At 64.3% G+C, this 15993-nt stretch carries 13 protein-coding genes and 1 riboswitch; all 13 genes read left to right on the forward strand.

Going from position 1 to position 15993, the window contains the following annotated elements; genetic code table 11:
- Window positions 1-270 precede the first annotated feature (270 nt).
- Entirely contained in the window at window positions 271-1014 is a 744-nt protein-coding gene (locus IE92_RS18290; protein ID WP_030149705.1) for a hypothetical protein, read from the forward strand.
- A 45-nt stretch (window positions 1015-1059) separates the two neighbouring features.
- Window positions 1060-1785: a hypothetical protein gene (locus IE92_RS0107970; protein ID WP_156027466.1), complete on the forward strand. Its 726-nt coding sequence runs from the start codon at window positions 1060-1062 to the stop codon at window positions 1783-1785.
- Between the two features lie 203 nt (window positions 1786-1988).
- Complete coding sequence (locus tag IE92_RS0107975) at window positions 1989-2750, forward strand: hypothetical protein (RefSeq protein WP_030147971.1); 762 nt, start codon at window positions 1989-1991, stop codon at window positions 2748-2750.
- A 190-nt stretch (window positions 2751-2940) separates the two neighbouring features.
- Window positions 2941-3765: a hypothetical protein gene (locus IE92_RS0107980; protein ID WP_030147972.1), complete on the forward strand. Its 825-nt coding sequence runs from the start codon at window positions 2941-2943 to the stop codon at window positions 3763-3765.
- Between the two features lie 123 nt (window positions 3766-3888).
- Window positions 3889-5322 carry a hypothetical protein gene (locus IE92_RS17290; RefSeq protein WP_051701690.1) on the forward strand — a complete coding sequence of 478 codons (1434 nt, stop codon included), beginning with the start codon at window positions 3889-3891 and terminating at the stop codon, window positions 5320-5322.
- A gap of 9 nt (window positions 5323-5331) precedes the next feature.
- Entirely contained in the window at window positions 5332-5841 is a 510-nt protein-coding gene (locus tag IE92_RS0107990; protein ID WP_030147974.1) for a hypothetical protein, read from the forward strand.
- 61 nt (window positions 5842-5902) lie between these two features.
- A riboswitch (M-box (ykoK) riboswitch) is annotated at window positions 5903-6070 on the forward strand.
- Window positions 6071-6366: 296 nt separating this feature from the next.
- Window positions 6367-9117 (forward strand): magnesium-translocating P-type ATPase, encoded by a 2751-nt coding sequence (mgtA, locus tag IE92_RS0107995; protein WP_081863947.1) that lies wholly within the window; start codon window positions 6367-6369, stop codon window positions 9115-9117.
- Between the two features lie 118 nt (window positions 9118-9235).
- A complete protein-coding gene (locus IE92_RS0108000; protein WP_051701689.1) occupies window positions 9236-9994 on the forward strand; it encodes an MgtC/SapB family protein in 759 nt (252 codons plus the stop codon).
- A 449-nt stretch (window positions 9995-10443) separates the two neighbouring features.
- Window positions 10444-11082, forward strand: a complete 639-nt coding sequence (locus tag IE92_RS0108010) for a hypothetical protein (RefSeq protein WP_030147977.1) — start codon at window positions 10444-10446, stop codon at window positions 11080-11082.
- 404 nt (window positions 11083-11486) lie between these two features.
- Window positions 11487-11861 (forward strand): 30S ribosomal protein S12, encoded by a 375-nt coding sequence (rpsL, locus tag IE92_RS0108015; protein WP_030147978.1) that lies wholly within the window; start codon window positions 11487-11489, stop codon window positions 11859-11861.
- A complete protein-coding gene (rpsG, locus tag IE92_RS0108020) occupies window positions 11861-12331 on the forward strand; it encodes a 30S ribosomal protein S7 (protein ID WP_030147979.1) in 471 nt (156 codons plus the stop codon). The genes rpsL and rpsG overlap by 1 nt, the downstream gene beginning before the upstream one ends.
- A gap of 95 nt (window positions 12332-12426) precedes the next feature.
- On the forward strand, window positions 12427-14541 hold the full coding sequence (gene fusA, locus IE92_RS0108025) for an elongation factor G (RefSeq protein ID WP_030147980.1): 2115 nt from the start codon (window positions 12427-12429) through the stop codon (window positions 14539-14541).
- A gap of 158 nt (window positions 14542-14699) precedes the next feature.
- Window positions 14700-15893, forward strand: a complete 1194-nt coding sequence (gene tuf, locus IE92_RS0108030) for an elongation factor Tu (RefSeq protein WP_030147981.1) — start codon at window positions 14700-14702, stop codon at window positions 15891-15893.
- Window positions 15894-15993: the final 100 nt, after the last annotated feature.

Here is a 15993-nt window from a genome sequence, read left to right on the forward strand (position 1 = left end):
GGAGGCGGGCGGGCTTTTTGTGGTTTATCGGCCAATTATCGCGACTGGATAACGAATTGGTTGTGGGCTAAAAATTAGCCCGGCGGTGTCGGATGCGGGCCATAAACTGTGAATAAATCAACACGCGGGGAACGTGGTTGATCGGGGTGCGGCCGGCGCGGGGGTTTTGACCGGGGTGTACCACGATCGCTTGACATGCGTGCCTCTCGGTGCAGCACGGGTCACAAGATCCATTACTTGGCGCGCATTGGCGCGAGAAAAGGACGCAGTATGAGCACACCCGAAGGCTCCAAAGTTCCGGAACAGGCTCCGGCGGTGGCTTCCCCAATTACGGCAAAGAAATCGCGAACCGGCCTGTGGATCGGAATCGGAATCGCCGTATTGGTGGTGATTGCGATTGTCATTGCCGCGGTTTCGGGTGCATTTGGCGGTGCCAACACGGCGACGTCGGCAAGCCCGACGGCCGAGGTTTCGGCATCGGCTTCCTCCTCGGCTAGCCCCACGGGCTCCGCCTCCCCCTCCGTCACGCCAACCGAGCCGGTTCGGGTGGCAGTTCCTGCCGACTGTACCGCCGCATTTTCCTCCGAGCTGCAGCAAAAGTTTGCCGCCTCCGGAGAAGGAATCCCCTTGAACGACCCCGACACCGCGGGTGGCGGGACCGAAGACGCCGAGCTGGCTACGCTCCTCGATCGGCTTCGTCCAAACCTCGAATGCCGCTGGGGAACCCCCGGGGATTCGGGCGCCTCCACCTCCTTCGCAGCGGTGAATGAGACGCAGGCGGGCATCGTCAATGCGAATATGAAGGCACGAGGTGCCGAGTGCACCGAGGCTCAGGGGGGCACCCTCTGCATCATTCCGTTGGCGACCGACGAGGAGAATCCGTGGGGCGGGGAAGGTGCGGGAATACGCGAAAGTTCCTTTATTCGCGAGGGGCTTTGGATCAGTGCCAAACAGATCAACTTCATGGGCAACGAGTACCTGCAGGATTCAATTTCCACAGTATTTGGCTCCTAGCCACCCCCTGCCGGGCACGCGTTATTAACGACGAGAGGAATCTTCATGACCACCCCACACGACCCCACCCGCCCGGGAGAGTCTTCGGATCAGCCAGCAACCCATTCGAAGAGGACGCGACGCACCGGACTCTGGGTCGGAATCGGCGTAGCGGCACTCGTAGTGATTGCACTGGTGATCGCCGCTGCTGTCGGTGTGTTCTCCGGCGGAAAGCCCGAGGCTTCGGCAACGCCCACCGCGACGGTGGAAAACAGCGCCCCCGCCTCGAGCGAGCCGGCCACACCTTCGGCGGAGCCCAGCCCCAGCGCGAGCGTCCCCGCCGGTGCCAAGATCCCGGCGGACTGTCGTGCAGCTTTCACTCCGGCTTTCCTGACCGAGTATGAGGGGCGTAACCCGCTGAACGACGCCACCAACACCTTGACCGGATCAGAGGATACCGCCGTGGTTTCGCTGTTGGCCTCGGTATCCACACACCAGCTGCGTTGCAGCCTGGGTGGGGCCGGAGAGAGCGGTGCCGTGTCGTTCATCTCGCAGGTAAACGCCGAGCAGCAAACAGCCGTCATCACGCGCACCACCGCACGAGGGGGAGCCTGCGAGGAGTACCGCGGCGGAAACCTTTGCGAAATCGTCACGTTGGAGGACGAGGGTATCGACCGTAAGTGGGAGCAGAGCTACCTGCGCGACGGCCTGTGGATTCAGGTGGAGAGTGTCCAGTTCCTCAATAAGCGTGAGCTGCTGGATAACCAGATTGATGTGATTTTCGGCTCCTAACCACAATTCCCCAATTCCCCGCCCGGCTCACAGAACCGGGTGGGGAATTGTGCTGTGTGACCAGGAACCTTCGGCCGCTATGGATCGCAACTCTGTAACAAAGTGGTGATTCACAGCCTAAAACGCCGGTTCCCTCCGGAGTGCGCGTTTATTCTTGGACTGGTGCATTTTTGCCATCAAACCACGCCACGGGAGGAACAGAGATGACCGAATCCGGTCTCGGAACCGACCCGTCGGACGCAGAATCCACGGCGGAAACAGCGAGCGACCAGCGGCGCCCGGGCCGGCCCCGATGGATTATCGCCGCGGTGCTGGCGGGACTCCTGGTGATCGGCGCTATTATCTGGGCGGTGATTGCGCTCAAGGCCCCGGACAAACAAGCACTGGCGAGCCCCTCGGCGCAGGCATCAGTTTTGGCAAGCCCGTCGGCACCGCCAATGTCCTCAAACGAGCCCACCACCGAACCTGCCATGGTCTCGCCGAGCCCCACGGCGACGGTACCCACGCTGAGTCTGCCTGCCGACTGCCAGGCCATCTACTCGGGCCCGATGTTCTCGTCGCTGCGCGCGCTGGAACTGCCGCTGAACGACCCCTCGCTGGCGGATGAGACGGGCACCGCGATTCCCGAACTCGATACCCTGCTGCGCGCGAATCCCGGCCTGCACTGTTCCTGGGGTTTGCCCAGCGAGCTCGGGATCAACACCAATGTGACGCTGATCGATCCGGCCGCGGCTCAGAACATCGAGGCGGCGCTGGTCGCCCGCGGTGCCACCTGCGAGGACAAGGACGACGGCACCCTCTGCACCCTGATTCACGTGGGACCGGGCGTCGAGGGATGGGCCGAGGGGGATCCCCAGGCGGGGGAGAACCACTTCTTCCGCGATAACGCGTGGATCGCGACCCACTGGAGCACGGTCGAGATGAACGGGTACACCCCGGACATCGTGCATACGCTCTGGCCCTAATTAGGTCTTTGCCGTAACTAGATCTTGGCCGTGGCCGGAGTCTCGCCGAGATTGCGAGCGACCGCTGGGTGATCCCCGTGGAGGGTGTGTCAAACCCGCGTCCCGGACGCATCGATCACCGGAGCATGGCAGACTTGAATGATCCGAGGTGCCGATGGGATCGGCACCGCACCGCGACCGAAGGGCGAGCGTGAGCGAGAATCCCCCGTACCCGCCCCGATCCGAGGGACCCGATGAGGCCGGGATCACCCCCGAACCGCTCGGTGCCACCCCCGATCCGCTGATTACCGGGGGCATCCCCGCACTGCCGCTGAGTGTGCCGCCCACCCCCGCACCGCGTCGCGCACGCGGACCGCGCTGGGTCGTGGGCATTCTGGCATCGTTCCTGGTGCTCGTGGCGATGATCGCCGGGGTGATTGCGATGGACAACGGCGCCTTCAACCTTTCGGCCCCCGCCTCGACGAGCGGCAGCTCGGGCGAGCGTCCCCGCCCGGAGGTGGTTCCCGGCCCCGTTCCGGTCACCGTTCCCACCCCCTCGGCCTCACCCTCCGCCACCGAGACGCCGGTTGCCGAGGGGCTGCCCGCGAACTGTGATGCGCTGTACTCGGACGCCTTCAAGACGGCCCTGGCGGCGGATGGCGACCCCAATACCGCCGCGGGTCTCGCCTATCAGCCCACCACCGATACGCTGCTGGCACCCCTGCTGGCCACCCCCGGATCCCTGCGCTGCAGCTGGGGAGACCCGACAGCCAGGGGCCTGCTCACCACGGTTGCCTCGATCGGGAAAACCCAGGCCGCCAACGTGGTCACCCGGCTGGAGAGCCTCGGTGCCAAGTGCTACGCGGAGTTTTCCGGTACCCGGTGCGTGCGCAGCATGACCGGATCGGGCGGCGGTCCCCGGGGAGAATCTCACCTGTTGCGAAACGGAATCTGGATCTCCACCTACTGGACCGCGTTTAGCCCCGATGGGTACACCGCGGAACTCGCCAAGCACGTTTTCCCCGCCGCCAGATAGCGTCCGCGGCACGCGTCATTTTGCGTGCTGACCGGCCCCGCTCCCACCAAATCGCCCGTTGTGGCGATAGGGTATGCCCAAGCGAGCGCGAAATAACGACCCGCAGTGAGTGAGGAGTATCGCATGCCCGAGAACACCACCGGTGCCGAGCAGCCGGATTCTGACGCGACCGAGCCGGTTTCGCCGCCCCTGACCAAGCCCGCCGATCCCGCCACCGCGACCCCCGCCGAGGAGACCACCGTCACCGCGACGGTTCGTGACCTGGGTGAGGAGATTACCGGAGCGCCGCAGGACGCCCACACCGCGGGCCTGCCCACCGAGCCCTCCCCGATTCCGTCGGCAGCCTGGAGCCCACTGGGGGAGGCCGCCGACGCCGCTCCCGAGCGGAAATCAGGGGACGTGGCTCCTGCCGAGGCTCACTCCGCCGCCGATTCAGAGGCCGCCACCGCTGACTCGCGCCTCGACGCCAACGATGCTCCCGCCGTTGTCGCCGATCCTCACCTCGACGCCTCGGGGGAAGACTCGGCCGAGCCCTTCGTCGTGGATGCCTCGGGTGCGATCGATGTGCCCCTCGCGGAGGCCACCCCCGTATCCGATGCCGCGCCGGCGGAAGCCCCGGTGCCCGCCTCCTTGGCGGACGCTGCCCCCGAGACTACCGCGCCCGAGGCCGTTGCCCCCACCCCTGCCAACCCCGCCGTTGCCGCCTCGGGACTCCCGCTGGTAGACCCGGCACCCCCGGTGGATCCCGCGCCCCCGGTTCGTCACTCGGGGATTGTCCCCGATCCCGCGCCGCAGCCCGACCGCGGGCTGGCCGGGCAGATTCGTGCGGCCGCCTCGGCACCCCCTCCCGCACCGGCCGCCGACGAGGAATGGGTGGGGACCGAAACCGTCGCCTTGGACGCCTCCGAGTTGCCGACCGCATCGTCCACCCAGCCGGCTGAGCACGCGGCAACGATCCTGCCGTCCGAACCTCAGCCCGAACCCGTGGCCGCCCCCGCTCCCACGGTCACCGCGCCGGCGGTGTATGTGGAGGCCCCCGAGCGTCCCCGCCGTGCCGGCAACCGGCTGGCGGGCATCCTGATCGGGATCCTGGCAACCCTCGTGTTTGCCGCCGCCTTCTTCGGCGCAAACTACGGCGTGCGGGTCCTGACCCGTGAGCCCACCGAGCCGCTGCCGCTGATCTCCTCGGCCTGGTTCTGGGGGGCGACCGCCTTCTTCTTCCTGGGCACCGTCCTGATGGCGGCGATCATCAACCGTGGTGCCTGGTGGACCCATGTCCTCGGAGGCATCCTGGTGGGCCTGTTTGCAGCCGCGGGAACCGTGGGCGGCTTGCTCCTCGCCGATGCCTATACGATCTTCCCCGAGGATCTGGGCACCGCGTTGATCGAGCGAACCTTCAGCGTCCCGACCCTGATCGCCTTTATTGTGGGCCGCGAGGTTCCGGTCTGGTTCGGTCTGTGGGTCTCGGCCCGCGGACGCCGCCTGACCCTGCGGAACCAGGAGGAGCTGGCCGAGTACGAGCGCCAGATTGACGCGGGCCCGCAGCTGGCTCGCTAGCCGGTCCGAATGACCACCCCTCGACCCTCCCTCGCTCGCGCGGCGGGCTACACGGCGGCGGCCACCCTGGTCTACCTGGCCGGGGTGATCGCCGGGTTTGGGATGGTGAGCCTGTTCACCGATACCGAGGTTGTGGACGAGCCCGCACTGGGTACCCTGCCGGGACCGATCGCGATCATGGTGACCGGGGCTCTGTTTGCGCTCGGCACGCTCCGGGCCCTCGATCGCGCCGGCCGTGGGGATGCCGCGGCCGAGAGCTGGGCCATCCGGATCCTCAGCGCCTTCTGGATCGGGCTGGCGGTACTGGCCGGATACACCGTAAGCCTGGTGATCGCGCTGGTGTGGAACGGTCTGGACGAGTTCACTCCGGCCCTCGTGCACACCCTGCTGCGCCCCTATCCCTGGACCGCGGCGGCGATCGCCAGCGCGATCATCCTGGTCCTGCTGCCGCTCTCGGCGGCGGCCCTGCGCGGCCACACCCCGCGTCGCTGGTACTGGGAAGACGACGAAACCGAGTAGTTCCTGAGCACGAAGAACAAACGGTTGTGCGCGCTCGGCAAAGTCGTGCTATGTTTTTCCCGCAGCACTTCGTTAGGCGAGGCTCCTGCACGAATATAGGCCACTGATCTGACGACGTCGAGAGACGCCCAAGATTAGGACAGGTTCTCCCGGATTAAGGGTTAACCCCAAGTGGCTTCCCGCGAGGGATACGTCGTGCAGTGCCAAAGCTCTTACGTGGAGGTAGCGCACCGAAGCCCCCCAAAGCTTCATGCCTTCACGCGCGTGGGAGTGTGTGCATATGTGAAGGAGGTGACCGCGATGAGCGCGGACCATAGTCGTTCGTACCTGACTACCCCAGTACGCGGCTGCCTGGAGAACACTCCGGCCCTGTAGCCGCATGTCCCGATCCTCAGCGTGATCGGGGCGAGTTTATGTCCCGTTGCGAGCCCTCGTAACCGGTGTTTGTCGATGATTCGTCTCGCCAATTGAGGCGGTATTTGTCGCGCCCGGAATCGATCTCGCCGGTTTGAGAAGAGATTCATCATGCGTTTCCCCACCAGCGGCTTCGATGAGGCCACCACGAGCTTCGAGGCGGCGACCCCGCCGCCCACCCGTCCCACCCGCAACCCGCGCCGATTCACCGAGACCGCCGGCAAGGGGCTGAGCGCCGCACAGCAGGAACTGCTCCTGCTGGCCACCCACCGCGAGACCGAGGCCACCATCCTCGCCCAGCAGAGCACCCTCAACGGCCTGACCCCGGATCAGGTGCGCGAGCGCACCGACCGCTTCGGTGCCAACGAGATCGGTCGGGACAAGCCGGCCCCCGCTATTGTCCAGTTCCTGAAGACCTTCCTCAACCCGTTCATCCTGATCCTGCTGTTCCTGGTGGGTGTGATGTGGGTGACCGATGTGTGGATGGCCGACCCGGCCGATGGCCCCGATTACACCGGCATGATCACCGTGAGCATCATGGTGCTGGTCTCGGCCGTGCTGCGCTTCTGGCAGGAGTACCGCTCGGCCAAATCCGCGCAGAAGCTTTCCGCCATGGTGCGCACCACGACCGCGGTGACCCGATTGGTGGACGGGACCGCGGTGACCCGCGAGCTGCCGATCACCGACGTGGTCCCCGGCGACGTGCTGCAGTTCGCCGCCGGCGACATGCTGCCCGCCGATGTGCGATTCCTGCGCACCAAGGACCTGCAGCTCAACCAGGCCATGCTGACCGGTGAGGCCCTGCCCGCCGAGAAGACCATCGAGGCCGCCCGGAAGGTGCAGATCGCGGACATCCTGGACGCCCCGAACCTGGGGTTCATGGGTACCTCGGTGGTGTCCGGCTCGGGTACCGCAATCGTGATCGGCACCGGCGACAACTCCTACTTCGGCACCATGGCCCGCACCCTGGTGGGGGCCCGACCGGAGACCGCGTTTGATGTGGGTATCCGCCGGGTGTCCTTCACCCTGATCCGCTTCATGCTGATCATGGTCCCGGTGGTGTTCATCATCAACGGCCTGACCAAGGACTGGACCACGGCACTGCTCTTTGGTGTGACCACCGCCGTGGGTCTGACCCCGGAGATGCTCCCGCTGATCGTCACCGCGAACCTCGCCAAGGGCGCCCAGCACATGGCGAAGCACAAGGTGATCGTCAAGCGTCTGAACTCGATCCAGAACCTCGGGGCGATGGACATCTTGGCCACAGACAAGACCGGAACCCTCACCGAGGACCGGATCGTGCTTGAGCGTCACCTGGACGTGGACGGCCGCAGCAGCGAGTCGACCCTCGGCTACGGCGCGATCAATGCCCACTTCCAGACCGGTCTGCGCAACCTCCTGGACGGCGCGGTACTGACCGCCGCCGGCGAGGACGAGCTGGACCGGATCACCGCCGAGTACACCTATGTCGACGAGATGCCCTTCGACTTTGTGCGCCGCCGGATGTCCGTGGTGGTGGGGGACGGGTTCACCCACACCATCATCACCAAGGGTGCGGTCGAGGAGGTCATGGGCCTCTGCACCACCGAGCTGCACGGGATGGAGCAGCGTCCACTGTCGGCCATGCGCCTGATGGAGCTCGAGGACCTGGTCGCCGAGCAGAACGCGCTGGGGCTGCGGGTGCTCGCCGTCGCGATCAAGACCATCGACGAGGTGGGTCCCGAGGGTGATGAGACCGAGTACACCCTGGCCGATGAGCAGAACATGACCCTGGTTGGGTTCCTCGCGTTCCTCGACCCGCCCAAGGCCAGCGCGGCCGAGGCGATCCGTCAGATCCAGGCTCACGGCACCACCGTCAAGGTCATCACCGGCGACAACGCGCTGGTGGCCGCAACCGTGGGCCGCGAGGTGGGACTGGATGTGGGCACCATCGTGACCGGACCCGAGATCGAGAACCTGAGCCTGGTGGAGCTGGGTGAGCTCGCCGAAACCACCACCATCTTTGCCAAGATCACCCCGACCCAGAAGGCCCGCATCGTCGAGGCGATGCGCACCCACGGACACACGGTGGGCTTCCTGGGCGACGGCATCAACGATGCCCCGGCCCTGCGCACCGCGGATGTGGGTATCTCGGTGGACACCGCGGTGGACATCGCCAAGGAGTCGGCCGACATCATCCTGCTGGAAAAGGACCTCACCGTGCTTGAGCAGGGCATGATCGAGGGTCGCCGCACCTTCATCAACACGATGAAGTACATCTCGATGACAGCCTCCTCCAACTTCGGCAACATGTTCTCGGTCCTGGTGGCCAGCGCCCTGCTGCCGTTTATCCCGATGATCCCGATCGTGGTGCTGGTGCAGAACCTCACCTACGACCTCTCGATGCTCACCCTGCCCTGGGACAAGGTGGACCCCGAGGACCTGAAGAAGCCCCGCGCCTGGGAGAGCAAGAGCCTCAGCCGGTTCATGATCCGGATCGGTCCGCTCTCCTCAATCTTCGACATCACCACGTTTGCGCTGATGTGGTTTGTGTTCGCCGCCAACACCCCCGAGCACGCCGCGCTGTTCCAGTCCGGCTGGTTCATCGAGTCGATCATCTCGCAGACCCTGATCGTGCACCTGCTGCGCACCCGGAAGCTCCCCTTCATCCAGTCGCGGGCCAGCATCTCGGTGCTGCTGGCCACCGGGGCCGTGTGCGTGTTTGGTCTGGTGCTGCCCTTTATCGGGTGGGGTCAGAGCCTCGGCCTGGTGCCGCTGCCCTGGACCTACTTCCCCTGGCTGATCGCCACCCTGGGCGCCTACTGCGTGGTGGTTCAGCTGGCCAAGCGTCGCTTCATCGCTCGCTTCAACTCCTGGATCTAACCGGCAGATCCCTTCCCGAAATCCCAGTCGGCCGGTGCCGCGTGTTTACCCACGCGACACCGGCCGCACCTATGCTTCCTGGCGCGGTCACCCGCGTCCGCCTCGATCGGAGACCCTCATGACCATCACCACCCTGACCCCAGAATTCTTTGGCATCGTCTCCGGTTCACCGGTAGATCTTGCCCTGCGTGTGGGCATCGGGGCGTTCCTCGGTGCGGCCATCGGCTTCGAGCGGCAGTGGCGTGCGCGCACCGCCGGGGTACGCACCAATGCCCTGGTGAGCCTCGGTGCCGCCCTGTTTGTGGTGATGGGGGCGTTTAGCTTCAACGGCCCCGACGCCGATCCCACCCGGGTGGCCGCTCAGATCGTCTCGGGCATCGGTTTTCTCGGTGCCGGCGTGATCATGAAGCAGGGGGCTACGATCTCCGGGCTCAACACCGCCGCGACCCTCTGGGCCTCGGCCGCGGTGGGCGCGCTCGCCGGGGGCGGGCTCTACCTGGTGGCGCTCGGGGGAGCGGTGGCGATCATGCTGGCCAACACCCTGCTGCGTCCACTCGGGCGTGCCCTGGATCGTCGCCGCGGCGAGGAGGGACGCGAGCACCCGGCCGCCGAGTACCGGTTCGAGGTGTACTGCCCGGTGGATGCCGAGGGGGCCGTACGTTCGCTGGTGTTTGACGCGGTCCACCGCCCCGAGTTCACGGTGCTCTCGATCGATGCCCTTGACCTGCCCGATGACAAGGGGGTGCGCATCACCGCGATGATCCGCTCGGATGAGCGCAACGACCGTGAAATCGAGGAGGCCATCGCCGAGGTCATCCGCACCCCGGCGGTCACTGCCGTGCGCTGGAGCGCCGAGGAGATGGCCGAAACGGACTAGCCCGCCGAGCCTGCGTCTGCTCGTGCCGGAACCGAGCGACATAGGACGTCCGCAGAGGTGTGGGCGACCTCGGTGTAGCTTTTCATCCGGCCTCCGCCGAAAAGGCGCGTGAATTCGGCACGCTGAGCGGGAGTGGTCTCGAGCGGATCCGTGGGCTTGAACTGCGACATTCTGAGACCTCCTCGTCATCGCGGCGCGTCTACGACTCTGTTAGAGTCCCAGCGTACGTTGCGCACCGATCACCCAGCTATTCGGGTCCGGTCGCCAGATGTGAATAGCCGCAAAAGGGGCCGCAAGGCCCCTTTTGTGCGTCTGCCCAGGTTTGAAACGCCTGAGGCGGGGCCGCCTTTTCGAGCCCTCACACACTCAGAGTGCTTGTTCTCCGACCGATCCGGGAAAAGTCGCGGTGGATACTGGTTTCCGCCCGGTGATCGGGTTACGCTCGCGGTATGGATCGGACGCTGGAGGACCGGGTTGCGGCCGCCGTGCGCTCATGGGGCCGCTGGGTTCCGCGCTGGCAGCCGGGGGAGTCGCGTGCGCGCACCCGCCCGTGCCGGCTCTGTCTGGGTTCCCCGCTGCTGGGACATGCCGGACTGGACACCGACGTGCCCCACGCGGTGGGACACGCCCTGTCTACCCGACTCAAGCGCATCACCGATGCCGAGGTGGCCGATTACACCGAGAAAAACCTGCCGACACTGGCCGCCGAACTCGGTCGGGCCGAGGAGAGAACCCGGCGCAGCTATCGCCCGCAGGAGGGGCTGGATCCCGAATTTGAGGGGCTGCCGCTGGATCCCGAACCCGAACCGGGAGCACCATTCCTATTCACCCTGGCCGGACTCGCACGGGACAGCTCCCGGGATCTGCCCCCGCCGCCACCGCTCAGCGAGGAGGCCAAGGCGGCCCTGCGCATAGAGATTCGCCTGGCCGATGAGTGTGGGCAGCATGCGGTGGCCCTGATCGGTCGGGCCCTGGAGCAGTACCGTCCCGAGATTAGGCAGACGCTCGCGCGCCACGTGGAACCTCAGATCCAGGCACTCATGGCGGATCTTCAGCGGGAGCTCAATGTGCCCCCGCTTTCGGGCTAGGAACGCGTCCGCAGGGGGCCCGCTCAGGTCGGGCGTGTCATGGAGGGGCGGGAATCGGACACTTCCGCATGAATTCGCGCGAAAGTCCGTTTGACCCGAGCGTTATCCGGGCATAGAATCGAGGGGTGTGCGTTTTGGCGTGCCTGCTCAAAAAAATCCCCGGATTTTGAGGGAATTTACGTCGCCTCGTCACACACCCGGGTGCATCTGTTTCGATAGATGACCCCCACGGCATACCCACGGTTTATGGTCCGGCCTTTTTGGCGGACTGGTGGGTCATATGAGACCGGGCCGAGCAATCGGAACGGACGAACATGTAGATACCGCCCCGAGACTCGTCTCGGAGTGGTCAATGCTAAAAACATGTCATTGCTGTCACCGTGCAGCACAAACAAGGAGAAGTAGTGCCAACTATTCAGCAGTTGGTCCGGAAGGGGCGTACGCCGAAGGTCACTAAGACCAAGGCTCCCGCTCTGAAGGCCAATCCCCAGCAGCGTGGTGTTTGCACCCGTGTGTACACCACCACCCCGAAGAAGCCGAACTCGGCGATGCGTAAGGTCGCTCGTGTGAAGCTCTCCAACGGCACCGAGGTCACCGCCTACATTCCCGGCGAGGGCCACAACCTGCAGGAGCACTCGATGGTGCTCGTGCGCGGCGGTCGTGTTAAGGACCTCCCCGGTGTGCGTTACAAGATCGTTCGCGGCGCTCTCGACACTCAGGCAGTGAAGAACCGCAAGCAGGCTCGTAGCCGCTACGGCGCCAAGAAGGAGAAGAAGTAATGCCTCGTAAGGGACCCGCTCCGAAGCGCCCCGTCGTTGCCGATCCGGTATACGGCGCTCCGATCGTCAGCCAGCTCGTAAACAAGATCCTCGTCGATGGTAAGAAGTCCCTCGCCGAGCGCATCGTGTACGACGCACTGGCTGCCGTTTCCGCCAAGAACGGCCAGGACGCCGTTGTGACCCTGAAGAAGGCGCTCGACAACGTGCGCCCGACTCTTGAGGTTCGCAGCCGTCGTGTTGGTGGTTCGACCTACCAGGTGCCGGTTGAGGTTAAGCCTCACCGTGCCAACACTCTCGCACTGCGCTGGCTCGTGTCCTACGCCAAGGGCCGCCGCGAGAAGACGATCATCGAGCGTCTCACCAACGAGATTCTGGATGCATCGAATGGTCTGGGCGCCGCTGTGAAGCGTCGTGAAGACACCCACAAGATGGCCGAGTCGAACCGGGCATTCGCTCACTACCGCTGGTAGCGAGAGTTCCGTTCGCGGGCGGGCGGGATTTTTCCTGTCCGCCCGTGGATGGGCCCGAGTTCGGCTTCCCGACCTACTAAATATCGGAGGAACCCGTGGCACTTGACGTGCTCACCGACCTGAACAAGGTCCGCAACATTGGCATCATGGCGCACATCGATGCCGGTAAGACCACTACGACCGAGCGCATCCTTTTCTACACCGGTGTGAACCACAAGATCGGTGAGACCCACGACGGCGGTGCCACCACCGACTGGATGGAGCAGGAGCAGGAGCGCGGCATCACGATCACGTCTGCCGCCGTGACCTGTTTCTGGAACAAGAACCAGATCAACATCATCGACACCCCCGGTCACGTTGACTTCACCGTTGAGGTGGAGCGCTCGCTCCGCGTCCTCGACGGCGCCGTCGCCGTGTTCGACGGCAAGGAGGGCGTTGAGCCCCAGTCCGAGACCGTGTGGCGTCAGGCTGACAAGTACAACGTTCCGCGTATCTGCTTCGTCAACAAGATGGACAAGCTGGGTGCTGACTTCTACTTCACCGTAGACACCATCGTCAACCGCCTGGGTGCCAAGCCGCTGGTTATCCAGCTGCCCATCGGCTCCGAGAGCGAGTTCGAGGGTGTTGTTGACCTCGTCGAGATGAACGCTAAGACCTGGCGCGGAGACGCAAAGGGTGACGTTCAGATGGGCGCCAAGTACGCCACCGAGGAGATCCCCGAGGACCTCAAGGAGAAGGCTGCGGAATACCGCACCGCTCTGCTGGAGACCGTCGCCGAGACCGACGACGCCCTCATGGAGAAGTACTTCGGCGGCGAAGAGCTGACCATCGCCGAGATCAAGGGCGCGATCCGTAAGCTCACCGTTAACTCGGAGATCTACCCGGTTCTGTGTGGCTCGGCCTTCAAGAACCGTGGTGTGCAGCCGATGCTGGACGCCGTTGTTGACTACCTCCCCTCGCCGCTGGACGTTGGAGCCATCGAGGCTCGCGACGTGCGCGACGAAGAGGTCATCATCGAGCGCAAGCCCGACGCCTCGGAGCCCTTCGCGGCTCTGGCCTTCAAGGTTGCCGTGCACCCCTTCTTCGGTCGTCTGACCTACGTACGTGTCTACTCGGGTTCGGCTGAATCCGGTGAGGGCATCTACAACGCCACCAAGGGCAAGAAGGAGCGCATCGGAAAGATCTTCCAGATGCAGGCCAACAAGGAGCTCCCCGTTGACCGCGTTACCGCTGGTCACATCTACGCCGTGATCGGTCTGAAGGACACCACCACCGGTGACACCCTGACCGACCCGAACAACCAGGTTGTTCTGGAGTCGATGACCTTCCCCGAGCCCGTCATTGAGGTTGCAATTGAGCCCAAGACCAAGGCCGACCAGGAGAAGCTCGGTACCGCTATCCAGAAGCTGGCTGAAGAGGACCCGACCTTCCGGGTTGAGCTCAACCAGGAGACCGGTCAGACCGTCATCAAGGGTATGGGTGAGCTTCACCTGGACATCCTCGTTGACCGTATGAAGCGCGAGTTCAAGGTTGAGGCCAACGTGGGTAAGCCCCAGGTTGCCTTCCGTGAGACCATCCGTCGCACGGTTGACAAGCACGACTACACCCACAAGAAGCAGACCGGTGGATCCGGTCAGTTCGCGAAGATCCAGTTCGGCATCGAGCCGATCGAGGTCACCGAGGACACCATCTACGAGTTCGACAACAAGGTCACCGGTGGCCGTATTCCGCGTGAGTACATCCCCTCGGTTGACGCCGGATTCAAGGATGCGCTTCAGGTTGGTGTGCTCGCCGGCTACCCCGTCGTGGGTGTCAAGGCGAACCTGCTTGACGGTGCCGCGCACGACGTCGACTCCTCGGAGATGGCGTTCAAGATTGCGGGCTCGATGGGTATGAAGGAGGCTCTGCGCAAGGCGAACCCCGTCCTGCTCGAGCCGCTCATGGCCGTTGAGGTCCGTACCCCCGAAGAGTACATGGGTGACGTTATTGGTGACCTGAACTCTCGTCGTGGACAGATTTCTTCGATGGAGGACGCCTCCGGTGTGAAGGTTATTCGCGCCGCTGTTCCGCTTTCGGAGATGTTCGGATACGTCGGTGACCTGCGCTCGAAGACCTCGGGTCGCGCCGTCTACTCGATGACTTTCGAAAGCTATGCTGAGGTCCCCAAGGCTGTTGCCGAGGAGATCATTCAGAAGAACCAGGGCGAATAGCCCCTGCGCTGCCTGGCGCGTCGTCGCTGACCTACGCTACATTTGCGACGACGCGCCGGGACACCGGCGAAACCTAGTAACATATATTGACAATCCCTGTGGTGTGCCGCGTGCAATCCAGCGCGTGAACACATTGCACAAGTCCTGAGGAGGACCCAGTGGCTAAGGCCAAGTTCGAGCGGACCAAGCCGCACGTAAACATCGGAACCATCGGTCACGTTGACCACGGTAAGACCACCCTTACCGCGGCCATCTCGAAGGTTCTGGCTGACACCTACCCGTCGGCAACCAACGTTCAGCGCGACTTCGCTACCATCGACTCCGCTCCCGAGGAGCGTCAGCGTGGTATCACGATCAACATCTCCCACGTGGAGTACGAGACCGAGAAGCGTCACTACGCACACGTTGACGCCCCGGGTCACGCCGACTACATCAAGAACATGATCACCGGTGCCGCTCAGATGGATGGCGCAATCCTCGTGGTTGCCGCTACCGACGGTCCGATGGCTCAGACCCGTGAGCACGTTCTGCTCGCCAAGCAGGTTGGTGTTCCCTACCTGCTCGTCGCACTGAACAAGTCCGACATGGTTGAGGACGAGGAGATCCTGGAGCTCGTTGAGCTCGAGGTTCGCGAGCTGCTCTCCAGCCAGAGCTTCGATGGCGACGACGCTCCGGTCGTGCGCGTTTCGGCTCTGAAGGCCCTCGAGGGCGACGAGAAGTGGGTCGGCCAGATCCTCGAGCTCATGAAGGCTGTTGACGAGAACATTCCGGACCCGGTTCGTGACCGCGACAAGCCCTTCCTGATGCCCGTTGAGGACGTCTTCACCATCACCGGTCGTGGAACCGTTGTGACCGGCCGCGCCGAGCGTGGAACCCTCGCCATCAACTCCGAGGTTGAGATCGTTGGACTGCGTCCGACCGTCAAGACCACCGTGACTGGTATCGAGATGTTCCACAAGCAGCTCGACGAGGCATGGGCCGGCGAGAACTGTGGTCTGCTGCTCCGCGGTACCAAGCGCGAAGACGTAGAGCGCGGTCAGGTTATCGTGAAGCCGGGTTCGGTTACCCCGCACACCAACTTCGAGGGCACCGCCTACATCCTGTCCAAGGATGAGGGTGGCCGTCACAACCCGTTCTACGCGAACTACCGCCCGCAGTTCTACTTCCGCACCACCGACGTGACCGGCGTCATCACCCTCCCCGAGGGTGTCGAGCTGGTTCTCCCCGGTGACACCGTGGACATGACCGTTGAGCTGATCCAGCCCATCGCCATGGAAGAGGGCCTCGGCTTCGCAATCCGTGAGGGTGGCCGCACCGTTGGTGCCGGTACCGTCACCTCGATCACCAAGTAATTTCGGTTACTTTCTGATCTAGCGACTAGCTAAACAAAACCCCCGCAGACTTCGGTCTGCGGGGGTTTTGTGATTCCCGGTGACCTCCGGAAGCCCACCC

This window comes from Mycetocola saprophilus (genome assembly GCF_000718085.1).
GTDB lineage: Bacteria > Actinomycetota > Actinomycetes > Actinomycetales > Microbacteriaceae > Mycetocola > Mycetocola saprophilus.